14 protein-coding genes and 1 tRNA gene are annotated in these 24,697 nt (G+C 50.8%); 9 read left to right on the forward strand and 6 right to left on the reverse strand.

Features of this window, described 5'->3' with window-relative positions; genetic code table 11:
* Positions 1–39: 39 nt before the first annotated feature.
* Entirely contained in the window at positions 40–3,105 is a 3,066-nt protein-coding gene (locus VGN67_RS13965; protein ID WP_327487463.1) for a carboxypeptidase-like regulatory domain-containing protein, read from the reverse strand.
* A 476-nt stretch (positions 3,106–3,581) separates the two neighbouring features.
* Here VGN67_RS13965 and VGN67_RS13970 point away from each other — a divergent pair, with 476 nt between their 5' ends.
* On the forward strand, positions 3,582–4,649 hold the full coding sequence (locus VGN67_RS13970; RefSeq protein ID WP_327487464.1) for a mannose-1-phosphate guanylyltransferase: 1,068 nt from the start codon (positions 3,582–3,584) through the stop codon (positions 4,647–4,649).
* 7 nt (positions 4,650–4,656) lie between these two features.
* On the opposite strand, the gene thiL is transcribed toward VGN67_RS13970, so the two are convergent.
* Both thiL and VGN67_RS13980 read right to left on the reverse strand, forming a co-directional pair.
* Positions 4,657–5,688: a thiamine-phosphate kinase gene (thiL, locus tag VGN67_RS13975; protein ID WP_327487465.1), complete on the reverse strand. Its 1,032-nt coding sequence runs from the start codon at positions 5,686–5,688 to the stop codon at positions 4,657–4,659.
* A 76-nt stretch (positions 5,689–5,764) separates the two neighbouring features.
* Positions 5,765–6,211 (reverse strand): hypothetical protein, encoded by a 447-nt coding sequence (locus tag VGN67_RS13980; RefSeq protein ID WP_327487467.1) that lies wholly within the window; start codon positions 6,209–6,211, stop codon positions 5,765–5,767.
* A gap of 167 nt (positions 6,212–6,378) precedes the next feature.
* Between VGN67_RS13980 and VGN67_RS13985 the strand changes: the two genes are divergently transcribed.
* Together VGN67_RS13985 and VGN67_RS13990 are read left to right on the forward strand one after the other, a co-directional pair.
* A complete protein-coding gene (locus VGN67_RS13985; protein WP_327487468.1) occupies positions 6,379–6,612 on the forward strand; it encodes a cytochrome b5 domain-containing protein in 234 nt (77 codons plus the stop codon).
* A complete protein-coding gene (locus VGN67_RS13990; RefSeq protein ID WP_327487469.1) occupies positions 6,609–7,448 on the forward strand; it encodes an N-acetylglucosamine kinase in 840 nt (279 codons plus the stop codon). Before VGN67_RS13985 ends, VGN67_RS13990 begins: the two co-directional genes overlap by 4 nt.
* Positions 7,449–7,455: 7 nt before the next feature.
* Here VGN67_RS13990 and VGN67_RS13995 read toward each other — a convergent pair whose 3' ends face one another.
* Entirely contained in the window at positions 7,456–11,679 is a 4,224-nt protein-coding gene (locus VGN67_RS13995; RefSeq protein WP_327487470.1) for a putative Ig domain-containing protein, read from the reverse strand.
* An 873-nt stretch (positions 11,680–12,552) separates the two neighbouring features.
* On the opposite strand from VGN67_RS13995, the gene VGN67_RS14000 reads away from it, so the two are divergent.
* The 4 genes from VGN67_RS14000 (at position 12,553) to VGN67_RS14015 (ending at position 19,275) form a co-directional block, all read left to right on the forward strand.
* Positions 12,553–12,626 (forward strand) — tRNA-Pro (locus tag VGN67_RS14000).
* Between the two features lie 216 nt (positions 12,627–12,842).
* Positions 12,843–15,239: a TonB-dependent receptor gene (locus tag VGN67_RS14005; protein ID WP_414717321.1), complete on the forward strand. Its 2,397-nt coding sequence runs from the start codon at positions 12,843–12,845 to the stop codon at positions 15,237–15,239.
* A 35-nt stretch (positions 15,240–15,274) separates the two neighbouring features.
* Entirely contained in the window at positions 15,275–16,366 is a 1,092-nt protein-coding gene (locus tag VGN67_RS14010; protein WP_327487472.1) for a DUF4249 domain-containing protein, read from the forward strand.
* A gap of 260 nt (positions 16,367–16,626) precedes the next feature.
* Positions 16,627–19,275 (forward strand): DUF7133 domain-containing protein, encoded by a 2,649-nt coding sequence (locus tag VGN67_RS14015; protein WP_327487473.1) that lies wholly within the window; start codon positions 16,627–16,629, stop codon positions 19,273–19,275.
* Positions 19,276–19,357: 82 nt separating this feature from the next.
* Here the strand turns inward: VGN67_RS14015 and VGN67_RS14020 are convergent, their stop codons facing one another.
* The gene (locus VGN67_RS14020) at positions 19,358–20,539 is read right to left on the reverse strand and encodes a dienelactone hydrolase family protein (RefSeq protein WP_327487474.1); all 1,182 of its coding nucleotides are present in this window, start codon (positions 20,537–20,539) and stop codon (positions 19,358–19,360) included.
* 191 nt (positions 20,540–20,730) lie between these two features.
* Here VGN67_RS14020 and VGN67_RS14025 point away from each other — a divergent pair, with 191 nt between their 5' ends.
* Positions 20,731–21,522 (forward strand): hypothetical protein, encoded by a 792-nt coding sequence (locus tag VGN67_RS14025; protein WP_327487475.1) that lies wholly within the window; start codon positions 20,731–20,733, stop codon positions 21,520–21,522.
* A 57-nt stretch (positions 21,523–21,579) separates the two neighbouring features.
* On the opposite strand, the gene araD1 is transcribed toward VGN67_RS14025, so the two are convergent.
* Positions 21,580–22,581, reverse strand: coding sequence for an AraD1 family protein (gene araD1, locus VGN67_RS14030; RefSeq protein ID WP_327487476.1), 1,002 nt, complete (start codon positions 22,579–22,581; stop codon positions 21,580–21,582).
* A 307-nt stretch (positions 22,582–22,888) separates the two neighbouring features.
* Here araD1 and VGN67_RS14035 point away from each other — a divergent pair, with 307 nt between their 5' ends.
* Positions 22,889–24,658 carry a hypothetical protein gene (locus tag VGN67_RS14035; protein ID WP_327487477.1) on the forward strand — a complete coding sequence of 590 codons (1,770 nt, stop codon included), beginning with the start codon at positions 22,889–22,891 and terminating at the stop codon, positions 24,656–24,658.
* Positions 24,659–24,697: the final 39 nt, after the last annotated feature.

Consider the following 24,697-nt stretch of genomic DNA (forward strand, 5'->3'; position numbering starts at 1 on the left):
TGCTGCGTCCTTTTTCTATTGTTGACCCTTCCTGTTTTGTTAACGATTGAGCAGTTCGTCAAACGTCAGCGATACGTAGTAGGTAGAGCCCACGGCCGCGCTACCGTAAGCCTGTACGTAAGGCTTTCCGAACAGGTTGGTACCTCCCACCTTCAGGATAGACTTAATACCGGGCAGCTTGGCGCTTACCTGGGCATCCAGAGTAGTGATAGGTTGTACGATGGTATTGGTGAATAAAGGTACCGTAGTAGTAGTGGCCTGGACAAAACCAGCCTCCCACACAAAGCTGTCCTGATGACGGAACTGTATATTAAAACCGTAGCGGTCGCCGCTTCCAATCCGCTTGCCGAATTTCAGGTTATACCGGTTCCGAGGTGTATTAAACTGCGAGAATTGCTGCTCCGGCGTAGGTACAAAGTTGGTCAGTTCGTTATTTGCGACGTTTCCTCCCACAAAATAGTTTTTAGGCAGGGAGTAGTCGGCGCTGATGGCGAAACCCTGTACGGTAATAGACTCATTACTATTGGCTGGTCTTGAATAGGCTTCACGCGTATTGGCACTTCCTACACCCGACTCAATCGGTAAGCCCGGTGCCGCTGGTAAGGTAGGCACTATGATAACAGTACCGCCAATAAAGTTGGTGTACTTACTGACATAATAGTAAGCATCAACGTAAAGTTTTCGGGCGATAATGCCTTTGTAGCCAATTTCGTAAGAGGCAATACGCTCGGGCCTCAGAGCCGGAGCCTGGTACTTAGGTATGGCCGCCAGTGCAAAAGCGGGCAGTACCTGGGGCAGTACCAGAGCTACAGTTCCAGGTAAATTAGTCTGTAAGGCACCTGGTAGCGCACCATTTACACCATTCTGGATAGCTCCGGCAATTATCTGCGGATTATTAGGAATTTGCCCGGCGGCTACCGCGGCATTAACACCCGCAGTAACCTGCGCTGTTACCTGCTGTGTGATAAGCAGGGTAGCATACTGGGTTGCGTACTGAGTAGCCGCCTGGATAACCGCGGGCTGGGAGGCGTAGGAGGCGATAACCCTGGGATCGAGGTTCTGCCGCAGAATACCATTGTTGAGGTTATAGCGCTGCACAAACTCCGGTAAGCCTCCGATAAGTGTTCCAGCTGGCGTTTCCAAGTCAATGTACTGGTTCTGCGTAGTAGGTATCCGGAAGCCGGTCTGGTAAGACAGGCGGATGTTGTGCTGCCCGAAGGTAGTAACGGCCGACACACGCGGTGTAAACTGGCCTTCGAAGTTCTCATTTTTGTCGTAGCGCAGTGAGCCGATCAGTTTCAGGTGGTCCTGAAGCAGGCTTTTACCGGCTTGAACAAAAGCGCCGTATTCGGTAATACCAATGCTGCCGTCGCGTCCGTCTTTTGTATCGGCAAACAAGGTACCTCCCGAGCGTAGCTGGTACTGACGAATGTTCGCCCCGGCCGACAGATCCAGGAACTTAATCTCATTCTTGAAATTGTAAAGCCCCTCGGCGTGGTACATATTGGTTTTGTCGAGAAAGCCGCTTCCGCCCTGAGTAATGGGTAAGTTACGGTATTTGTTTAGTGAATCAGTAAATGCCTCCGTACCTGGCAGAGGCATGCTCCGGTCAGCAAACTGGCGGGCGGCGGCATGCGCCATTTCCGCGCTGATATTCGGGTTTTGTCGCGCCTGAACAAAGGCTCCGGTGTACTCACCAAACCACGTCTCATGGCTCTTTGTACCGTTGAGCATAGCTACAGCCGTAAGCCCCGCTACGTACGACTGCCCCGAACGCTCCTGCGTGGTGTAGGCCCGCACGGTAAAGTTATCGCCCCGTAGCTCCAGCTTGGCCTGCGTCAGGTTAAAATTACGCAGCGAATAGCGACCAGTACCGGTATACACGGTAGTACCGTAGCCGTAGTTCACCTGGGCTATGGCCTCTACTTTTTCGTTCAGGCGGTAGTGGAGGGCTACGTTGGTCTTGAAGCTCTTGGTATTATAATCAACCAGGTCTCTTTCCAGAAAGCCCGTGCGGCTCACATTGGAGTTAGGTATCAGGGATAATGCAGCTGCGGGTAACAATCTTCGGGCAACCAGGGCCTGCCCCACTGTGGTCAGGTTGGCCTGCACCTCATCGCCATATACGTTTACACCATCGTAGTCAAGGGCTACGCCCGGACCGCGGGTACCATTCTCTACGCCACCTATGTTCAGGTTGCTGTAGTTGGTAGCTTCCCAGTCTTTGGCCTGTATGTACGACACGTTTACTTTATAGGCAAATTTATCGTTAATAGCTTTCGCGTAGCGGATTGACAAGTCCCCGAAAGGGGTATTGACCTGTGCCCGGTTACTGGCGCTCATGATGCCCGTTTTCAGGTTAGCGCTTAAGCCCTGGTACAGGAAAGGACTCTTGCTGTTCATCAGAATAAGGCCGTTGATAGCATTGGGACCGTACAGGGCCGAAGCCGCTCCCGGAAGTACCTCCACGCTTTCCACGTCCAGTTCGGGCATACCTACTATGTTGTCAACCGGGAAATTAAGTCCCGGAGCCGAGTTATCCATTCCGTCGATCATCTGCACTACACGGGGATTTCCGGTAGTACCAAAGCCGCGCATATTGATTGACTTAAAGAGCAAACCCTGGGTAGTCATATCGACGCCTTTCAGGTTAGCCAGCGCATCGTAGAAGGAAGGCGCGGCAGCTGCCTGTATATCCCGGATGTTCATTTTCTCCACCGCCACCGGCGACTGCATAATGCTTTCCTCCACCCTGGAAGCCGCTACTACTATCTCCTGCCCCATGATAGCCTGCTCCGTCAGACTGATATCCAGGTTGTTCCGGTCGCCAGTGATTTCTATTTCCTGGGTTTCGTACCCTACCGACGAAACAATAATGGAGAAGGGAGGCGTGGTAGTTGTTGTCAAATTAAACCTTCCTTCCGTATCCGTAATAGTACCTACTACTTTTCCTTTTACCTGGATACTCACACCGGCCAGTGGTTCACGGGTTGCAGCGTCAGTTATCCTTCCCGCTAACCTTACCTGGGCAAACGCTGCCGTAGTTCCCAACAATAAAAAGAGCATCATAACATACGATGCCCGTTCTGTAAATCTTTTGCACATACACTTCTGAGGGTTAAAACTGGTTTTAAAGTTTGCTATTTTAATGTAATTATAGCGAGAAGTGTGATTATTATTCTATTTTATCTCCATATTATTAAAAAATTGCAATTTTGCTCTCGGCTACTATTCAAATAGTCCAAAATAGAAGGCTAAAAAGGCCTTTAACAAGCTGTATTAAGTACTTTTACCCCTATTCAATAGTAATTATAGTCTTTGTTTTTTCTTTGGCTATAAGCCCGGAAAACCGGTCTTCGGAGGGCTGTCCGCAGCCATTATAAAGTGTCGGCCGGTAGTCCGCAAGCGGCTTAAAAAGCCGGTCGAACCGCCATTTTGTAAACCCGATAACTTTATTTTTTACGAAATCAGACAGGAGGTAAAAGGCACTACCTGCTTGTATATGCAGAACTCCAACTAAATACCGACTAAAAATGATAGCTTTGCCAAAATTTATTAACCAATAATCAGCCACGCCTTCTATGCAAGATACCTATGTTATTATTATGGCTGGGGGAGTAGGTTCCCGCTTCTGGCCATTTAGCCGAACTACTTACCCCAAGCAGTTCCATGATGTACTGGGAACCGGGAAGTCGCTCCTTCAGCAAACCGCCGAACGATTTGAGGGCGTATGCCCGCCCGAGAATATTTATATAGTTACCAGTCTGGAATACAAAGAACTGGTACAGCAGCAGTTACCGGCGCTCACCGAAGACCAGATCCTGCTGGAGCCATACCGCCGCAATACGGCACCCTGTATTGCCTATGCCTGCTACAAAATAGCCTCCAGAAATCCGGATGCTAATATTGTCGTAGCGCCTGCGGACCATATTATTCTAAAAGAAGAGGTATTTCGGGACACGATCCGGGTGGCCCTGGGCTCAACCCGCCAGGAAGCCATACTGGTGACGCTGGGTATCCAGCCTAACCGCCCCGATACGGGTTATGGCTATATTCAGTACATACCCGACAAGCGTACCGTCAAAAAAGTAAAGACCTTTACCGAAAAGCCCCACCTCGAGCTGGCGGTTCAGTTTCTGGAAAGCGGCGATTTTGTCTGGAATGCCGGCATATTTGTCTGGAATGCCCGAACCATCAAGGAGGCTTTTCGCAAGTACATGCCCCTGGTGGCGGAAATTTTCGAAGATGGAGCCTCTACCTTTTATACCGAACAGGAGGCGGCTTTTATCAGTAAAGCCTACTCGCACTGCGGCAGTATATCGATCGATAACGGCATTATGGAAAAAGCCGATAACGTACACGTAGTACTGAGCGACTTCGGCTGGTCGGACCTGGGTACCTGGAAATCGTTATATGAGATTTCTCCCAAAGATGAAAACCATAACGTCACGGACGGCCACCAGCTCCTGTTTAATACCCGGGACTGTATTATCAAAACTCCCAAGGATAAGCTGGTGGTTGTGAACGGCCTGGAAGGCTTCATCGTGGCTGAGTACGACGGTGTGCTGCTCATTTGCCGTAAAGAGGAGGAGCAACGGGTAAAGGAATTTGTGGCAGAAGCCAAGGTACTTAATACCCGATATACCTAACCCTAAATCAGGAAATCGTTTTCCATCCCTGGGCGGTAATCGGATAGCGGTTGCCGCTCTTGGTGTTTAAGATGACCTCCTCCGGCTTGTCGGTCATGTAGCCGATGAAGCTGATCTTGGGGTTGTTTTTTAGTTTGTGGTAATCGTCCTGCCGGATTGTAAACAGCAGTTCGTAGTCTTCGCCTCCGTTCATAGCAGCCGTAACCGGGTCCAGATTCAGCTCGGTAGCGGTCAGGAATGTCTGCTCATCAATCGGCAAATTTTCCTCCACTACCACCGCTCCTACCCCCGACTGGCTGCAAAGGTGCAGGAGCTCCGAAGCCAGCCCGTCCGATACATCAATCATAGCGGTAGGTACCACGCCCGCCTCTTCCAGCTCATAAACTACATCCATCCGCGCTTCGGGCTTCAGCTGGCGCTGCACCACGTATTCTTTCCCTTCCAGCTCGGGCTGCATGTCCGGATTGACCAGAAAAACCTGCTTTTCCCGTTCCAGTAGCTGCAGGCCCATGTAGGCGCTTCCCAGGTCACCACTCACACACAGGATGTCGTTGGGGCGGGCGGTAGCGCGGTAGGCAATCTTTTCCTTAGGTACCTTGCCAAATACACTGACCGAGATGAGTAGCCCCGCGCGCGATGAAGATGTATCGCCCCCCACCAGGTCAACCCGGAAGTCTTCGCAGGCGGCTTTGATGCCGGCATAAAGTTCGTCCACGGCTTCGACCGAAAAACGGTTGCTCAGTCCCAGGCCTACTACTACCTGACGGGGTACCCCGTTCATGGCGGCAATGTCCGAAACATTGACCGATACGGCTTTGTAGCCCAGGTGCCGGAGGGGGTAAAAAGTCAGGTCAAAATGGACGCCTTCCATGAGTATATCGGTGGTGAGGAGGCCGTATTCAGCGCCCAGATCCATAACGGCCGCGTCGTCACCAATTCCTTTTATGGTGTCGGGCAAAGCGGGCGTAAAACCTTCGCTGATGCGGCGAATCAGCCCAAACTCACCCAGGGTAGCTATTTCGGTTCTTGATTGTGTCATAGGACAAAGGTAGCCAAAAACAACAGGAAGCCGCCTCAGCACGAGGCGGCTTCCTTAGTATATACGAGTATTTGCCTTACGGAGCAACCAGGGTGTATTTATTGATAGTACCTCCCGTTTTTACGCTGGAGGTAGTACGGGTCAGTACCATGCGGCCATCTTCAAACTCACTGATGGTAAATTCGATGGTACCGTTAGAGCCCGTCGGCTGCGGATTCAGGTTCTTCAGTACCAGCCGGGTATCGCCCTGCAGTTCCCACTGGCCGGTAAAGGTATTATTGTCAAATTCGGTGTAGGTAGCGGTGCCGTCGCTCCGTAGTGTTATGCGCCAGCTGGCATAGCCCGGACGGGTATTGTTAGCACCTCCTTTGGTAAATACCAGGGTACTGCCCTCCATGACTGCTTCGGCCGACCAGTCTTTCGCAATGCGCTCCGACATAGGGGGGACGGGCTTCTTACAGCCTGCTGCAACCAGTCCGATTGCCAATACCAGAAACCAAAGGATAGTAGTGTTTTTTCTCATTGCCTTGCCTGTTTTTTCAGTAGAACGAAGTAGGTACCTTATTATTGATACGAGTTACAGCATTCTTTGCGAATCCTGGTACAATTTCTCACTTTTAAACCATAATTTCAAACTATTAATTATTTAACGGCACTGGCTGCTGCTTTGGGTCTGATTGTAAAGTAGTAATGAAAGAATATACGCGGGCCCAACTGGCCTTACGCAACGGGCAGGACCGGGAAGAGATCTGGTGCGCTTACCAGGGCATCATTTACGATGTAAGCCCTTCGCGCCTGTGGCGCAATGGCAAACACTACGAGCACTGGGCCGGCCAGGACCTCACCCCTGAGCTTTCGGATGCCCCCCACACCAGCCGGGTTTTTGAACGATTTAAAGTAGTAGGCAAACTTATTCAAGCATGATTCTGATCGCCGATAGCGGCTCTACTAAAACCGACTGGGTGGCCTGGGGTACCGAGGTACCTGCCGTGCGGTTCCAGTCGGTGGGGTTTAACCCATTTTACCAGACTGAAGCCGTTATTCTTGAGGCTCTGCAGCACGAAGTACTCCCGCAGGTACCTACGGCCAGCCATATCTTTTTTTACGGGGCGGGCTGTGCCGATGAACAGTCGGCGCGTCCGGTCTGGCAGGCACTCCGGCGGAGCTTTCCGGGAGCGCCGGTAGAGGTCAACAGCGACTTGCTGGCGGCCGCCCGCGCCCTGTGTGGCCATGAGGCCGGTATTGCCTGCATACTGGGTACCGGTGCCAACAACTGCCTCTACGACGGTACCCGTATCTTAAATAATGTAGGGTCACTGGGTTTCTGGATGGGCGACGAAGGCAGTGGCGGGTACCTGGGAAAAACCTTGGTAGTACGTTTTTTACACAAGGAACTACCTCCGGAAATTCACGAACGCTTTGCCTCGGCTTATCCGGAAATAGACCGGTTCAGTGTACTCGAAAACGCTTACAAAAAGCCTTTTCCCAACCGGTACTTCGCCACCTTTACCCGCTTTCTTTCCGACAACTTACCCCATCCGTACATCCGGCAGCTCATCCGGGAGGCCTTTGGAGTATTTCTGGAAAAATACGTTCTGAAACATCCTGACGCCCCTGCTTACCCGGTTCACTTTACGGGTTCAGTGGCCTACTACTTCCGGGAGCTGTTAGCCGAGGCTGTTGCTGAAAAGGAGCTCCGGATGGGTACTATCCAAAAAAGCCCCATGGAGGGGCTTCTTCGGTATCATGGTATAGATTGACAGTGAATTAGCGTTGGTCTGATTTGATCAGTTTAATGGTCCGTTGCTGGCCGGTGCTGTCCTGAATGCGCATCAGGTACATACCCGGCGCGGTGGCTACCTCCGAAAGGTCTACTTCCAGTACGCCCCCGTTCAGCTTCCAGTGGTGAGTAGCCAGGGGCAGCGGCCGGCCGTCTATCGAAAGTACCTCTACCCGGTTTACGGTCGATTGGCTTTTACCTCCGGTCTGCAGCTGTACCCGGTCCTGGAAGGGATTGGGGTAAGCTTTCCAGGGATCGGTTATAAAATCAGGGACAAAGGCTGCCGCCTCTACCTGCTCAGGCGCCGTCTCTTCCACTCCCTGGCGACCCGTACTGCTCACACCCTTGATGATATCAAACCGAATCGTGCGGCTTACCACCAGGGCACCGTCGCGGTAGGCCGTTGCCTTCAGCTGGTAGGTGCCTGTCACGGGCGGGAATCCTTCTTCTTCACCAAGCAGGCTGAAGAAAGGAGGCTTATCATCGGTGTACTTCGCCGTTACGGAACCTGTCAGTTCAAAAGTGACAGAGGTAATGCGGGCATTACTCGACACAAAAATATTTAGTAACTGAGGCAGCGCGGAGCCATCAATGATGTCGGCGTTGGCAATCTGACGAAGAAACTTGCGGGTAACCTCATTGCCGGCCTGGTACAGATCAATGGATAGCTCCGGCTTTTCCACGCGTAGTTTAAGGGTGTTTTCAGTGGTTGCACCTTTATTATCCTTTACCCTTACCTTTATTTCATATCTTCCGGCAGCGGTGGGGTTACCCGACAGCCTGGATTCACTGGCCGTGAGGCCCGGCGGCAAGGCCGAGGCATAGGAGATGGATTCTATCTTTCCATCCTTGTCTTCAAAGTACTCTTTTACGTCAAAGCTAAACACCTGCCCAACAATGGCCACCAGCTCAGGTAGGTCCATTAGCAGGTTGGGAGCCGTATTGACGATATTCACTCTTAATTTAAAGGTGGTTTTAGCGGAAGCGCCCTTATCATCAATAGCCGTAACGCTGATGGTATAAGAACCCGAGTCGGCCGGAACCCCGCTGATGGTTAAGCCCGTTGCGGTCAATCCGGCTGGTAAACCCGAAATTTCAATTTTGGCCACGGTTCCGTCCGAGTCCACAAAGGTATTGCCTGGAATCGTGTAGGTAAAACTTTCTCCTTTCAGTGCCTGCTGGTCGGGTATCTGGGAGGCCACAAATGGCGGATGGTTTTCTACCGCTGCGGTAACAGTAAGTTTGAAAGTGATCTGGGCAGTAGCGCCGGCATCGTCTGTGGCGATAGCTTTCAGCTGGAACACCCCAGTCACGGCCGGCGCACCGGATACCACATCCTTGTTGGCCGACAGCCCCTGCGGAGCCCCCTCTATGGTAATACCGGCAATGACTCCGTCCGTGTCTACAAAGGTACCTTCGGGGAGTTGGTAGTTAAATGATTTGCCTACCTCAGTAGTAAGGTCAGGGATAGTCTTTACCGCAATGGGCGCTACATTATCAATGGTTACGGTAATGGTAAATTTAGCGGCGATTGAAGCTCCTTTGTTATCCACCGCCGTAACCTGTACTTCAAAAGTACCTTTCCTTTGCGCAGTCCCTTTTATGAGCGTTCCATCCCATACCAGGCCGTCGGGCAGGGCATTCATGGTGATGGAGGCAATGGTACCATCCGGGTCGGTAAAAGTTGCGTCCGGAAGCCGGTATTCAAAAGCTTCGCCTACTTTCGTGGACAAATTGACCAGGGCTTTGGAAAGTACCGGTGAGGCGTTGGTCGCGTCTATTACGATTAATTTAAAAGCAACCTGCGCAGAAGCGTTACCATTATCGGTGGCCACTGCTGCCAGTTGGTACTGCCCGGCGGCCTTAGGTACCCCCGAGAGCAACCTGCCTGAGGCAACAAGCCCCGCGGGCAGCGTACCCAGTATGGCGTAGCTCACTATGGTACCATCCATATCTACAAACGTAGTATCCGGAATTCGATACTCAAAAGGCTGATTAATAGTGATCGTCAGGTCAGGAATTGAGGCCTTTACGACAGGAGGCTGATTATCGGCGGTGACGGTGAATACAAACTGAGTGGACGAGGAAGCTCCCTGATCATCGGTGGCTTTTAGCTGCACGTTAAAGTCACCTTTCCTGGAAGGAGTACCTTTAATAAGAGAACCCGTGCTGGTAAGTCCATCCGGAAGGCCCGTCATACTAATAGAAGCAATGGTACCATCGGGATCAACATAGGTACTGTCGGGAAGCCGGTACTCGAAGGGGTCACCCACCTTCGCCAACAGTCCCTTAGGCTGCTTATACAGGAAAGGAGGCTGATTGGTCGTATCTTGTCCTTCTACCACCACAAACCGGACTGTCTGCTGACTGATAAGTGTACCCTGCATATCAGCACTGGAAAACGACCTGATAAGAAACGTGTATGTACCAGGTACCAGGGCAACGCCTCCATTGTCACCAAAGAGTCCATAAGGCGTTCGGCTATCTACACTACTTACCGAATAGGGACCAGATAAAGCAAATGAATAACTTCCAATGGAGCCCGTCCGGGGCGAAGCCATGAGGTTGACCGTTTGCTGTACATCGGGACCTCTGAGTGTATCCCCGTCCTGAATATAGCGCAGGAACCGGCGGGTAAGAAAATTACCCGCTGCATAAAGGCTGATAAGGTTGGCGTCGGTTGAGGAAACCACCGTAACCTTAAAGGTAGTAGAAACCATCGCCCCTGCGTTATCGCTAACTCGGGCAGTTACTGTAAAGTCTCCGGTTTTGAGCGGCCTGCCTTCCAGATTCCAGCCGTTGAGATAGATCCCCTCCGGCATACCCTGCGTTTCTACCCCAGTTATAATACCATCCTCATCCTGAAAGTTATCTTTGGGTATGGTGTACTGAAACCACTTTCCTACCGAGCCCTGCTGGTTCGGGATAGCGGTCACCAATTTAGGCGGCTTATTTACAACGGGTAGCTCACCCAGCCAGTCTTCTTCCAGGACTACCCGAATCGGTTTTTGTGAAATATTATAAGCCGCTCTCCACCGATCCCGAACGCCGTTCGTTCCCTGCTTTACTGCCTCTGAGAGCGTATAGGTAACTGTTTGCTCGGGAAAGATGGCAGGAACAGGGACATTAAGCCATTTTTGGGACATTTCTGTAATGACTCCCAGGGCAGGGGATAGTTGCCAAAGTTCATCAAAAGCAAATAAATTAACCCAGTCTGCGCCATGCTCAAAGCTCTGGTCTATTTGTTTCTTCCAGTCATTGGGGTAGCTATTAGGGGGGATTCCTCCTACCTCATTTCCAATCATTTTACCCGGCAGATTGGTCCGGAGCAGATCCATGGAAAACCGGTGCGGATATTCGTTCAAATCGTTAATTTTCAAGCCATCCGACTTGGCACACAAATCCTTGAAGCCTAAAGTCCCCCGGTTGGCACTCAAGCCATCCCAGCAGCTTCCCATGTCCTGAACAAATTTGTACGAGTTGTCTACCCCTTTTACCGTTTCTACCACCCGGTCCATGAACCCTTTCAGGGCATGATGCCGAAACAGGTACCAGTCTCTTCCCGCTGTAAAGGCAAAGGCATTCCAGAGCTCTTCGTTTCTGGGACGAGGGGGATATACATCTTCAAACCGGCTATAATCACTATTCCAGGCTTTGTTTACATTATCAATAGATATGTACTTCCGCTTCATCCAGTCTTTGAAGGCCCTGATAGTATGATCGGTATAATCGTATACCTGTAGAATATCCTTTCCATGCTCAGGACTAAAACCTTCCAGGGTATAGCCTATTTCGCATGCTTCGGTATTGGCAATGGATATCAAGGCTATTTCACCAGCCTGCTGCCGTGCCTTAAAATGCTCCGCTACCTCCTGAACAAAAGCGAGACTCTCCTGAATAGCACTTTCATCGGAGAAAGTAATACCTCCCAGAATGGAGCGTCTCAATCCTCCGTTCCCGACCGGTCGGGATGACTCCGGCCACCAGCCTCCGTACCCATCGTTGTGGCGGGCTATCCAAATCCGTAGCATTACTTTACAGCCTAGCCTGGCTGCCAGAGCTACCTCCTTATCAATCTGACTCCAGTTAGCTTGTTCTCCTCGTGATCCGTATATGCGCTCCCAGTTTACATTCAGCAAAAAAGAATTGACCCCGGCCTTGGCCGCCTCCTCCATTACGGGTAGGTAGCTATCATCATTTTTTACGTTCATGATGGATAGACTCAGAAAACGAGGCGGATTTTGGGGAGGAACTGGTTGAGCAACCGCAGCAGGTCCAGCAGAAAAATCCTTGAGGCTACCGGTAGCTTCTCGGGTTCCACTACTCAAACTTTTTCCTGAGTAAAGGCAAAGCATTCCTAACAAGGCCGCGGTAACCGCTGGCCTCAAAGAGAGAACAGTAAAAAGCATGGTGTAAAAGTTATCTTATGGTGGTCGTATTTAAGTCATGTGAAGTGTGTGTGATTGGGACCGTTAGGAAAAAAGCAATATCCTTGCCATTTTTCGGGAATTTGATCAGGCCTTAGTAACCGGCCACGAAGGAATGGGAGCAAACGCATGGAGAAAAAACGTAATCAAACAGAGGTGTAAATTTTAGTACTATTTGTTGGGATTTAAAAAATAACCAAAATACAGACCTCGGACACAATAAGCTGTCTAATAGCTCATTATAGGTTTACATCTGATAAAAAAAGGCTCTGTTGAAGAAATGGGCGTGGTATAAAAGCAATAGAAATGCTATTGCTTCTGCAATCTTAAAGTAGCATGGCCAGGATGGTTTCTGAGCTTTTTAGGCGGGTTCTACCGCACCTTATTAAACAGGTTTACCGTAGAAGCCACTTAAATGCTTAGAATAAAAAGCAAATAAGTTGCAAATAGGCACATTATTTGCTTAGCAGCAAAATGTTATTTTAAAATCGCACATAACCTATTAATTTACAGCCATTTATGTCATAAATTTTTATAAAATGATGTATTTTCGGCAGAAATCTTCAAGTAGCCCCCTAAAGCTCAATAGCGGCATTATTTTATTCAAACCATTGACAGAAGTAACTTTTCTCCTTACTTTTGCAATCCCAATTAGTTCGGGATGTAGCGCAGCCCGGTAGCGCACTTGCATGGGGTGCAAGGGGTCGCAAGTTCGAATCTTGTCATCCCGACGAACTATAAAAAAAGCACTTACGGCCAAAAGCTGTAAGTGCTTTTTTGTTGAGTTGCTGACAAATCTTCTTTCTACTCCTGCCACTATAAAGTTTTTATATTGGTACTATTAGTACTTCACTCTCCCGTAAATTCTATTCATTTATTAGTCAATACAACTAACAAAGGCATGCGTGGGTCGTTACCCATGTACATCAGGAGAAAATCTCTTTATTATGCGTCTAGGTTTTACGTGCCTGCTTATGTGCTTGTCCCTGTGGGGGGCAGCCCAAAACATGGTTACTATCAGTGGTTTTGTGAAAGAAATGGGTAGCCAGGAGCAGTTGCCGGGCGTAAATGTCTACGTAACAGGCACGGCCTACGGGGTAGTCACTAATACCTACGGTTTTTACTCGCTCACCCTGCCCGCCCGGGATAGTATTCAACTGGTCTATTCGTACGTAGGATACCAGAAGACCGTGCGAAACCTGTCCCTTACCGAAAATATCCAACTCAATGTCCTGCTTACCAGTGTCAACCAGCTGGAAGAAGTGACAATATCGGCACGCAGGCAGGATGATTACATCAGTCGCTCGGCCCAGATGAGTCAGGTTGAAATTCCAATTCAGCAAATCAAGAAAATTCCGGCCTTTTTCGGAGAAAAGGACGTACTCAAAGTACTACAGCTGATGCCGGGCGTACAGAAAGGTACCGAGGGCCAGACCGGACTGTACGTGCGGGGTGGCGGTCCGGACCAGAACCTCATTATTCTCGACGACGCCGTTGTATATAACGCCAATCATTTGTTTGGTTTCTTCTCTATTTTCAACAGCGATGCGCTTAAGAGCGTCGAACTGACTAAAGGTGGTTTTCCGGCCCGGTACGGGGGGCGGTTGTCGTCGGTACTGGATATGAATATGAAGGAGGGCAGCAAGGACAAGCTGCACGGCGAGGGGGGCATTGGGCTGATATCGTCGCGCCTGACCCTGGAAGGACCGCTGGTCAAAGGAAAATCTTCTTTTCTGGTGTCGGGGCGGCGTACCTACATTGATGTACTGGCCGCACCGCTCATTGCTTCGCAGCAAAAAAACGAAGAAAACAAAGTAAAGCCCGGCTACTATTTCTACGACCTGAACGCCAAAGTCAACTATGATCTGGGACAAAATGATAAACTGTACCTTAGCGGGTACTTCGGGCGTGACCGGTTTTATGTCAACGAAGCGGGCCCCGATACCGACTCGCAGAACGGCCTGAACTGGGGTAATACTACGGCTACGCTTCGTTGGAATCACCTATTCGGCCAGAAGCTCTTTGCCAATACCTCGGTCATTGCCAGTAATTTTGTTTTTGGTATTAACAGCGACATAAAAAACAAAAACGCAGATGGCAGCGTGGCGGACGAGTTTAGTTTACGCTACGATTCCCGCATTCGGGATTACGGCATCAAGACTGACTTTGATTACTACCCGGCTTCGGGACATGCCATCAAATTCGGCGCTCAGATGACTTTCCACCAATTTGTGCCTTCGGCCATTGCCCTCAAAGGCTCTTTCGTGAATCAGACCATCGAGCGCTCCGTAGATCCCGTTAACACGGTAGAGAGCGGCCTGTATGTGGAGGATACCTGGCAGCCCTTCAATGCCCTGAAGATGAACGTCGGTCTTCGGCTGAGTTCTTTTAAGACCGAAACAAAGAATTACATCCGTCCCGAACCCCGGTTTTCGGCGGCCCTGCGTCTGGCGCAGGACTTTTCTCTGAAAGCTTCTTACGCCCGGATGAATCAGTATGTGCATCTGCTTTCCAATACCGGACTGGGCCTACCCACCGACCTATGGGTACCTACCACCGACCGCGTAGCGCCGCAGCAGTCGCAACAGGTAGCGGTAGGGTTGGCCAAAGACCTCGAGAAGCCCGCCCTGACTCTGACGCTGGAAGGGTACTACAAAAACATGGATAACATCCTGAATTATAAGGAAGGGGCTTCTTTCCTGAGCCTGGCCGGAGAAAACGCCAACGAGCTTAGCTGGGAGGATAACATAACCGCCGGACGCGGGTGGTCGTACGGAACGGAATTTCTTATTCATAAAAAAACCGGCCGGTTTTCGGGCTGGGTTGGGTACACGCTTTCCTGGACCAAGTGGCAGTTTCCGGAGCTAAATTTCGGCGAAATTTTCTACCCCCGCTACGACCGCCGTAACGATATATCGGTAGTTGGCATTTATGAAATCAGCAAGCGCGTTACGCTGTCGGGTACCTGGGTGTACGGTACCGGAAACGCCCTAACGGTACCTATGTCACAATTCAATGCTTACCAGGACAATGCCACCACTCCCCAGAACCAGTTAAATTGGTTTGGAGTGGTCGTCAACGAGCACGGACCCAAAAACAGTTTTCGGGCTGAACCCTACCACCGCCTCGACCTGGCCGTACAGTTCCATAAAAAAATGAAACGCCACGAACGTACCTGGGAGATTGGGATATACAATGCGTACAACCGCCGCAATCCGTTTTTTTACAACCTGGATTCTGAACCTACGGTAGATTCCCAGGGAAAACCCAGAACCAGGATGGTACTGAAGCGGTACTCGCTGTTTCCTTTTCTACCTTCTGTTAGCTATAACTTTAAGTTTTAAGCAAGTACTCTAACCGACAATAACCAGCGAAGGTTATGAAACCAGTTTTGAAAGCGAATTTTACATATACCCAAAAGCTCCCGGCGTCGGGAGAAGCCGCCAGGCCGCGTCTTCGGCTGCCCAGGCTGTTCATGAGCTATGGTCCGGTAGTTTTCCTGCTACTGACGGGTTTGTCATCCTGCGAAACGCTCGTGAATACAGTACCGGAGTCCAAATTACCCAGAATGGAGTCGCAACTGACGGTCTTTTCCTTTGTATCGCCGCAGGATACGGTGATTCGGGTTAAGGTGAGCCAGACGGTTCCGTTGTTTGGTGAATACACATTTTCGCCGGGTACCTCATTGGTCGTGGCAGATGGGGACACTATTCTCAGTAACATCGACAGCTTTACCACCGCCACCGTAGTGATTAGTGACGGTGTTTCGAGTGCTACTTTACCCTACAACTCCCGGGAGCAGGTTTATGCACTACCGGCCCGCCAGTTTCCGATTAAGGCCGGCACGACCTACTCTCTTACCGTTACCGACGGCAAACGCAGTGCGCAGGCCAGTTGCACCGTTCCCCCGGAGCAGGTACCCATCAAAGAATATACCCTCGACACGGCACTGGTCACCGGCCTTTCCCGCCGCGATACTTCCCTTATTTTGAGTTTTACGTGGAATGACCTGGCCGGAAAAGAAAACTACTATCGGGTAAAAGCCTTTGAGTTATTTGAATACTCGGTGGTCAAAATAGACACCATCACACAAGCTACTAAGGAAGCGCGTACGCTGGGACGGTCCTATTTTAGGTGGGTAGGTACCAGCAGCCGAAACGTTTTCCAAAACGATACTAATCTGGACGGTACTCTGTTTTCCTCTCCCCAGGGACGTAAACCAAAAGAAGGTTTGCAGTACCTGGCTTCGTTAACGGGCGGCCCCGTCAAACCCGAACGCGGACCCGAAAACAAGGGAACTTTCCTTTTGCTCTTGAATACCGATTCCCACTACTACCGGTTTCACCGCAGCGTGCAGCAGGCAGGGGAGGATAATCCCTTTGCGGAACCCGCCCTGGTGTATACCAATGTCAAGGGTGGGCTAGGTGTTTTTGCGGCTTACAATCAGAGTGTACAGGTTATTAAACCCTGAAGTATCCAACTTTATCTTCTTCTTATGCCAGGGCAAACCTGGCTGCAAGTACTAGAGTACCCTGCTTCGGGTACAATAGCCCATAAGTACCAGTAAAGAAGCCTGGTTGCTCTCCCGCGCCCCGGTTCTGAATTTTTAATGATAACAAATACCCAAAATAGGCGGTAGGTCGGTAGCTTTGAGCGACATTTGGCTTTTATTCATTATGGGTTTCGTCCTTTTAAAAGCTAATTTTAATTAAGCCATAATATCCCTGCTGTATGTTGAAAATCTCTCTAAGTCTGGTATTTGCCTTCCTGATTTATCTCCTGAATAATGGAAGACCTACCACCAATGAAACCACAAACCAACAAGCCGTCTTTTCCAAAGCCGACTCGCTGCCCAACGCCGCCAAATGGCCGACCGAACTAACCATAATCCATTTTACCGGCTCCGACCTCACGCCCAGCCCGGCCTGTCTGGCGGTGGCCGCCACCGGAGAAGTGTACGTAGGCGTAGATATGATGGGCTCGCTTGGTAAAAAACCGGGCAAAGGAAGCATTGTCAAACTCGTTGATTCCAACAATGATGGGAAGGTAGATAAGCATTCTGTATACGCCACGGTAGATAACCCACGCGGCATTATATCCAAAGGCGATCAACTGTTTGTGCTGCACACTACCTTCTCGCCCGAAACCGGCATTGCGTCGGGTATGGACCTGGTGGTTTTTGAGGATAAAAATCAGGACGGCGTAGCCGATGGACCTTCCCAACCTTTGATTCAAAATATCAGTTCGCCCAAGTTTCTGCAAAGCCGGGGTACCGACCACTCCACCAACGGCATCCGGATGGGTATCGATGGCTGGATTTACATTGCCGTAGGAGACTTTGGTTTTCACGATGCCGTGGATCGCTCGGGTAAGAAGCTTACTCAGCTGGGGGGAGGCGTGGTTAGGGTACGGCCGGATGGTACCGACATGGAAGTATATACCCATGGTATGCGAAATATATATGATGTGGCCATTGACCCCTTCATGAATATGTTTGCCCGGGGCAACACCAACGATGGCGGCGGCTGGAACATCCGGTTCAGCCACCAGATTCAGTCGGGTGAGTATGGCTATCCGGTACTTTTCAAGCATTTTACCGAAGAAATCATTCCGGCTATGGTGGACCTGGGTGGTGGTTCGGGAACGGGTGCCCTTTTCATTGATGACCCAACCTGGCCGGAAAAATACAATCAGGTACCTCTGATGGCCGACTGGGGCCGCAGCCAGCTGTACATTCACCGCGTGCAGCCTACCGGACCCAGCTTTACCCAGCAGGAAGAAGAATTTATAAAATTAGCCCAGATTACCGACGTGGATATGGACGCCTCCGGCCGCATGTACCTATCGGCCTGGGACGGTGCGGGCTACTCGGGTAACCCGTCCAAAGGTTTTGTGGTAAGGGCGGTGCCCAAAAACTGGAAGTACCAGGCGTTTCCCGATCTTAAAAAAGCTTCGGTCAATCAGCTCGGTTCTATCTTAAAATCGGGTAGTAGTGTGGCCCGCCTGGCGGCTCAGCAGGAGTTGCTTACCCGCCCGGCCAAACAGGCGTCGGAAGTGGCCTGGAAAGTAACTACGGATAAAAGTCAGCCGTTGGCCGTACGCGTGGCGGGGCTGTTTACCTATGCCCAGGCGGCAGGAGCTACCGGCCAGACAAACCTCGTGAAACTGACGGAGGAGCCTGCCATGCGTGAATTTGCCTTGCGAGCCCTCGCCGACCGGAAAGCTACCGCTTCGTCCGTGCCGGTTGAGCCTTTTCTTAAAGCTCTTAATGATCCTTCGGACCGGGTTAAGGCGGCGGCCATTGTTGGTCTTGGTCGCATGGGCCGCAAGGAAGCGATTCCGGCTTTGCTCACTACTTCCGTTCCGGCTTCCTTTGTGGCTCCGGCTATGGGTACCGAAGGCCCGCACGCCACGCCAAATTCGGCCATAGTACTTCCCCACCTGGCGGTAAAAGCCCTGGTAAACCTCAATGCCGTAGACGAAAGTGTAAAAGCTATTGGAACCAAAAACTCGAGGCTGGCGCTGTGGGCCCTACGGTACATGCACGATCCCAAAGCCGTTGATGGCCTGATCAACGCCTATAAAGTAGCTCAGGACGATAACCTGAAAAAGCAGATACTAACTACGGTGGCCCGGCTTTACAAGCAGGAAGCTCCCTACGACGGTTCGTGGTGGTGGAGTACCCGCCCCGACACACATGGCCCCTACTACAAAGGAATTACGTGGGAATCGTCGCCGGCAATAAAAAATCTGTTGGTAGCAGAAGTAGCCTCAGCCACCGACAAGCAATTTTTCAAGGACCTCAATAGTCGCCAGCGCCTGGAAATTCCGGAACTGGGAACCGACGAGCCGGTTGTAGCCGCGAAAGAAGAGGTAAAAGTGGATCTGGAAAAAATAAAGACTAAAAAAGGACAGGTGGGAGAATCGTCCATTGAAGACGTGATGCTGGCCATGGATAAAATTCAGGGCGATCCCACCCTGGGCCGGAAGCTGTTCACGAACCAGGGTTGTGTAGCCTGCCACAGTATCACCAAAAGTGAAACTATGAAAGGCCCCTACATGGGCCAGATTGGCTCTATCATGAACCGGGAGCAGATTGCGGAGTCTATTCTTAAACCCAATGCCTCTATTTCACAGGGCTTTGCCTCGGTAATGATTACGGCCAAGGGTAATAAAAGCTACATGGGTTTTGTGACGGAAGAGTCGGCCGACCGGCTGGTACTGCGGGATATCACCGGTCAGGTGTACCGCCTTAAGGCCTCGGATGTGGTGAAGCGGGAGGAAATGGAGCATTCTATGATGCCGGCCGGACTGGCCAATTCGCTTTCTTATGAAGAATTTGCCTCCCTGATTACCTTCCTCTCGCAGCAGAAGAAGTAATTTAGTAAAGTACCCCGACCTGGCGGAAGTTTTGTAGCAAACTACAAAGCTTCCGCCAGGTTTTATTTTGTAGGTACCTCGGCTACTTTTTCTTGTAGTGGAAATTAGCAAAATCAATGAAGTTGGCCCAGTCGTATTCCGTAAGATCATGAATCCCTACCCGATTATGATACCCTAAAGGAGGATTATCGTAGGGGGTATCCACCGCAGGAGGACTATCGGGCAGTTTAGACTTGGACCCAAAAAGAGTATACACAGGTTCGGCTGCTTTTATAGCAAGGAAGGTACCCGTTGGGTCGGCCCACAAATCCTTAGAAGCATTGGTTACGTATACAGGTCGGGGGGCTACGAGGGCGATCAGCATGTGCTGGTCTACGGGAAGGGCGGCTTCGTTCCCATTGTACTTTTTATAGTTGGTCGTGAACCAGTGCGGGAAAGAGGTATTGATTCGTTCCACGCTCTCGCCGAAGTTTCTACGCGCTAAAGAAGCCCCCGTGTTTCCGGAACAGTTGGAGGCACAAATGGCAAACCGCTGATCCTGCGCCGCCGCCCACAATGCCGCCTTGCCGCCACGCGAATGCCCGACCACAGCTACTTTTTTTGCATCAATGTCTTTGTCTTTCTCGAAGTAGTCCAGTACCCGGCTGGCTCCCCAGGCCCATGCGCCGATGGCCTTCATGCCGTTGTCGGCCTGAAGCTGTTCTGGATAGAGCTGAAGTACTCCGTTCTGGTAGGTGTTCTTGTTGTCAGGAGCGGCATCGCTATTGTGAAAAGCAGCTACCGCGTAGCCGGCGTCAATGACCATTTCGGCGGGCCAGAATTCACTCAGGGTATCCCGTGCGGGCGCGGTATTGCGTTTATTCCGGTTGTTGATCAGCAGAAAAGCCGGTACCGGTTTCTTTGCATTCGTTGGCACAAATAGTACCACATTAATGCGCAGGGGCTTGTTATTATTATACACGGTTATCTCCACTTCCTTCAGGTGAGCCTTACCATTCATGGCCTGCTTGTTCTCGTTCTTGACGGAGTACTCCAGCCGGTCGTACTTTTTGGGAAACTGACCGTAGACATGCTCCTCAAAAAGGTTAAGTACCTCCGGACGACGAGTTTGTTCCCACTCTTTCTTCGTGGTAATTTTCTTTCCGTTCGCGGCAGTAAGTACGTCGGGCAGGGTATAGTCGCCCACTTTGGACTCATCGTAATTCTGAGCGTACAGGTACGGTGTAAACAGGAACGCGGCAAAAAGCAGACAAATAGATTTCATAGGAACTTGTAGTATTTTCATTTAAAATGAAGAAAATTATCCGAAATTCTACTCATACCTTGACTACTTCAATACACCAGCCACGGCTGTTATATTGCCTATTGAGTGATTACCGGTATCTTAAATTACACCATGAAAAGGCCTTTTTCTAATAAATTAGTATATTCAAAAAAAAATAAACCTCCCGTACTTTGTCCACTACCACACTACCGCCCCTCACCCGCTGGGCTGCCCGCCGCCCGGTACCTGCCCGGCTGTTGATTATATGTATTGAACTGGTCAATGCTGCTATTGGTACAGCCTTAGGTGCCAGCGCCTGGGACCATTTTTCCAGGCCTCAGGCTAGTTCGGGTGGCTTTCTTCAGGTAAACATTATCCTGCTGATCTGTCTGGTGTTTTTTATCAGGTACTTTACCCAGACTTTTGTTAAAAGTCGTCGCCATAAGCGGTTGTATATCTATGCCCTTTTCTGCCTCAACTTTATAGCCTATATCCTAGTGGGCGGCATAGGAGCCGAGCGGGTAAGTACCTTTCATCCGTCCGGAGGCCTGGGTAGTAAGGAAGTCCGCTCCGTATATATGTATGACTGGACTAAGCCTGCTCCGGCCGTCGCTCCCAGTCAGGAACGGGCTCCTGTACCGGCCTCGGCCCGCCGTGGCTCGAGCCTGGGAGGCACACGCGTTGGTTACTTTTTTCTATTCATTCTTGGATTAATATTAGCTTATGGCGCCGCCGCGATTGCCTGTAACCTGGCCTGTTCAGGATACGGCGTAGGAGCTGTGATGGTACTGCTGTTGGGTACCGGTATATTGGCAGCAGGAATCTACTTTTTGGGTCGGGCGCTGGATAGAAATTTGAAATTGTACCGGGACATGACCCGCGAAGAGCGAAAGCGGGAAGGCCGTCGGTACAGACGTACCTGGCTGGGCGTTGCCATTGGTTTGGGCTTACTATTCTTATTATCCGCACTAAGTTCACAGTAACTACACTAAGTGCCTGACTATGATAAGGTATTTGGTATAATCATTGGCTTTATCCTATTAAAGCACCCGCACGGTAAGTAAGGTTTCTTTGGTTGTATCCATCCGCAACCTATTCTTCAATGCCCGGCCCATGCCTTCCCATTGTACCTGCATGAGGTCGCCGTCCTGCAACCGGATGCCCTCACCGAAGCTGAAGGCGTCGGCGCCCAGAAAGTGGACGTGTACATCAAAGGGCAGGCGATGATTGGGGTACTTGAAGTGGTGGTATTCGAGATTTTGGAGACTGTGAGCCATGTTGGCTTCGCCGGTCCGGATGTCCTTCTCCCAAAGCGTCTGCCCCGCCCTTTCTACAGCTACCCTACCCTGTATGTCCTCCACGGCCTCCGTGAGCACCAGTTCGGGCCCGATGGCGCAGGTACGAATCTTGGAAGGGGCCAGATACAGGTAGTTCTTCTTCTCCATGACGTGGTCCGAGAACTCGTTGGCCGTGGCGAAGCCGACGCGGTAGGGGGTACCGTCCCGGTCGTTGATGTATATAGCCGCCAGTTCGGGCTCTTCGCCGCCGTCGTTGCCGTAATTGGGTACCAGCAGCGCTTCGTTGGGCGCCCGCAGCATACTGCCATTGCCCTTGTAAAACCACTCCGGCTGCACGCCTATCTGCCCGGCATCGGGCTTGCCTCCTTCTACGCCCCACTGGTATATCTTCATACTATCGGTAGCCTGACCGGCCGTAGCGGCATCGTGCATTTTCTGCCGGTTGTCGGCGCTGGCCTTGTGGGTCAGGCCGGTACCCGAGAGCATACAAAAACGGGGGTCGTCAGGATGGTCTATGGCGGGCAGGAGCTGCCAGTCGGATTGGCCTTCGTATACCTCATCGTAGGAGAATTGCTCGTCAGTCAGGTTGCCCTCAATTAACTTTTGTAGAGGTACTTGCTGCTCAATAGCTGACTGGGCGAGCTGGTACACGCTGGAGGCATTCCTGATAAGTACCAGGTGAGGTTCTTCTACTACAGCGACGCAGCGCTGGTGCTGGGCATTGATGAGCTGTACGATTCGCATGGGGCTTTTTTTTCTATGTAAAGCAGGAATTCCACGAAATCTATCATGCTACCTGATTAGAGAATGACTGCCAAGGCTGCCGGTTGTACTAGCACGTTAAGCGATTCAAAAGCTATTCCTAATCTACCTTAATCGTAAAGCGTATATACGGACGGGTAGTACTGTTGCTCCGTTTTTAGCTATTTCAGGAAAGAATAGAGAAAAAAATAAAGGCCCGGTACCTCTTCCTAATTTTTCCGGATAGTATATTTGAGTACCCATTGCACGGCCCGCCCCCCTATTCCAGCCGTGGCCAGCGGTAAATACTATGAAGGCCTTCCTCAATTTACTGCTTTTTCTTTTTGGCACTGGTAGCCTGGTAGTTGCACAGAACACGCCATTGACTGTTACTGCACACGAACTCCTGCAGCTCGACCCGCCCCGTCGGATTCTGAAAATAGAAGAACTGTACCGAAAGGCCTGGCAAACCGACACAACTACGGCCCTGCGGCTAAGGCATGAATGGGAGAAATCTATAAGCCAACAGGGAAACGAGCGGGACTTGCTTATCCTGCATACCGCCCTCCTGAACGTTGACCGCTCCAACCGCTACGATAATGAATCTTTTCTAAAAAAGGCAACGGCTCTTCTTCACCAGGCCAACAAGCTGCCGGATGAAATGATAGTTGCCAAGCTGCACCTCATGCTGGGGCTATACTACTTCAATATCCTGCACAACTACCATCTGGCCTTTACTCACTACCTCAAAACCTACGAGTTAATCCAGGATAAAACAGAGAGTAGCTTTCCCGAACGTAACTACTCAATCTATATTCTGGCGAGGGCTTACTACGAATTCTTCGATTACGAGAAAGCCATTGCACTGGGAAGCATATTGCTAAAACAGCCTCCGGCGAAGATTCAGAATACTCACATTTATACCGCCTGCCTATTGGGGAAGTCGTACCAGAAGCTGAACAAGCATCAGGAGGCCCGCAAACATTTTCAGTGGTCTCTCCGGCAACTACCCGTGGAAGAATTCAACAACGACGTTTGGGTTGGTATCCTTACTGCTGAATTAGGGGTTACCTATTACGACGAAGAGAGGTACGCAGAGGCGCAGCCACTGCTGGCGCGGGGCCTGGAGCTGGCTGACCAGGAGAAGGTCTGGGATTATGTGGCCGTTACCGGAGCCAGGCTTGCCCTTATTGCTTTAAAGAACGAGCAATCGCAAAAGGCGATACATTACGCTCAGCAGGCTCACCAGGCCGCACTGCGTACGGCTAATCCAAAATTTTCGCAGGAAACCTACTCGGCGCTGGTAACCTGTTACCAGCAGGCGGGGCAGGCTGACCTGGCCCTGCTTTACGCTGATTCGGCAGCTAACGCCAAAGAACTCTGGAAGAAAGACATCGACATAACCATGAAGCATAAGGCCGAAATGGCCGCAGAAAGCGAACGCCACCAGCTCCGGGAGGCACTACTCCAGAACGAGAAAGAAAGACAGGAGGCACTTCGCAATGTACTGTTGGGCATGGTGGGATTAGGAATGGTAATTGCTCTGCTGTTATTTAACCGGCAGGCCTTGAAAAATAAAAGCCGACAACAGCAGCTACTGACCCAGAAACAGCTGGCCGAGCTTGAGCTGACCAACGCGACCCGTCAGCTACAGGACTTTACGGACCATATTCGCCAAAAGAATGAACTCATTGGACAGGCTACCATGGAAATGGAGCGAATGCATCAGGAACTACAGGAGCTAAAATCCCAAATTACAAGTGGAGCAGCCGTAGACTACCAGTCGCTTCAGCAACTGGAAAAAGCTACCCTTCTGACCGACGACGACTGGGCCCGGTTTACGGAGTTGTTTGAGAAGGTACACGCTGGTTTTTTTCACCGCTTAAAAAGCAAGTACCCCGACCTGACGTCTGCTGATATCCGGTATATGGCTCTCGCCAAACTAAATCTGAACACCAAAGAAATGGCCGGCACGCTGGGGGTAGGGCCGGAGGCCATCCGACAGCACCGCAGCCGCCTCCGCCGTAAGCTCCAGCTCTCGGCAGGTACCCAGCTCGAAAGCCTCATTGAACAGGTATAGCGGCCTGTTTTTCAATTGTCACGTTTTTGTCACGCCTTT

The organism is Telluribacter sp. (assembly GCF_035998675.1).
GTDB lineage: Bacteria > Bacteroidota > Bacteroidia > Cytophagales > Spirosomataceae > Telluribacter.

Excerpts from the sequence above, each read along its gene's own strand:
- VGN67_RS13965 (WP_327487463.1), bottom strand. The coding sequence starts at position 3,105 with ATGTGCAAAAGATTTACAGAACGGGCATCGTATGTTATGATGCTCTTT.
- VGN67_RS13970 (WP_327487464.1), top strand. The coding sequence starts at position 3,582 with ATGCAAGATACCTATGTTATTATTATGGCTGGGGGAGTAGGTTCCCGC.
- thiL (WP_327487465.1), bottom strand. The coding sequence starts at position 5,688 with ATGACACAATCAAGAACCGAAATAGCTACCCTGGGTGAGTTTGGGCTG.
- VGN67_RS13980 (WP_327487467.1), bottom strand. The coding sequence starts at position 6,211 with ATGAGAAAAAACACTACTATCCTTTGGTTTCTGGTATTGGCAATCGGA.
- VGN67_RS13985 (WP_327487468.1), top strand. The coding sequence starts at position 6,379 with ATGAAAGAATATACGCGGGCCCAACTGGCCTTACGCAACGGGCAGGAC.
- VGN67_RS13990 (WP_327487469.1), top strand. The coding sequence starts at position 6,609 with ATGATTCTGATCGCCGATAGCGGCTCTACTAAAACCGACTGGGTGGCC.
- VGN67_RS13995 (WP_327487470.1), bottom strand. The coding sequence starts at position 11,679 with ATGAACGTAAAAAATGATGATAGCTACCTACCCGTAATGGAGGAGGCG.
- VGN67_RS14005 (WP_414717321.1), top strand. The coding sequence starts at position 12,843 with ATGCGTCTAGGTTTTACGTGCCTGCTTATGTGCTTGTCCCTGTGGGGG.
- VGN67_RS14010 (WP_327487472.1), top strand. The coding sequence starts at position 15,275 with ATGAAACCAGTTTTGAAAGCGAATTTTACATATACCCAAAAGCTCCCG.
- VGN67_RS14015 (WP_327487473.1), top strand. The coding sequence starts at position 16,627 with ATGTTGAAAATCTCTCTAAGTCTGGTATTTGCCTTCCTGATTTATCTC.
- VGN67_RS14020 (WP_327487474.1), bottom strand. The coding sequence starts at position 20,539 with ATGAAATCTATTTGTCTGCTTTTTGCCGCGTTCCTGTTTACACCGTAC.
- araD1 (WP_327487476.1), bottom strand. The coding sequence starts at position 22,581 with ATGCGAATCGTACAGCTCATCAATGCCCAGCACCAGCGCTGCGTCGCT.
- VGN67_RS14035 (WP_327487477.1), top strand. The coding sequence starts at position 22,889 with ATGAAGGCCTTCCTCAATTTACTGCTTTTTCTTTTTGGCACTGGTAGC.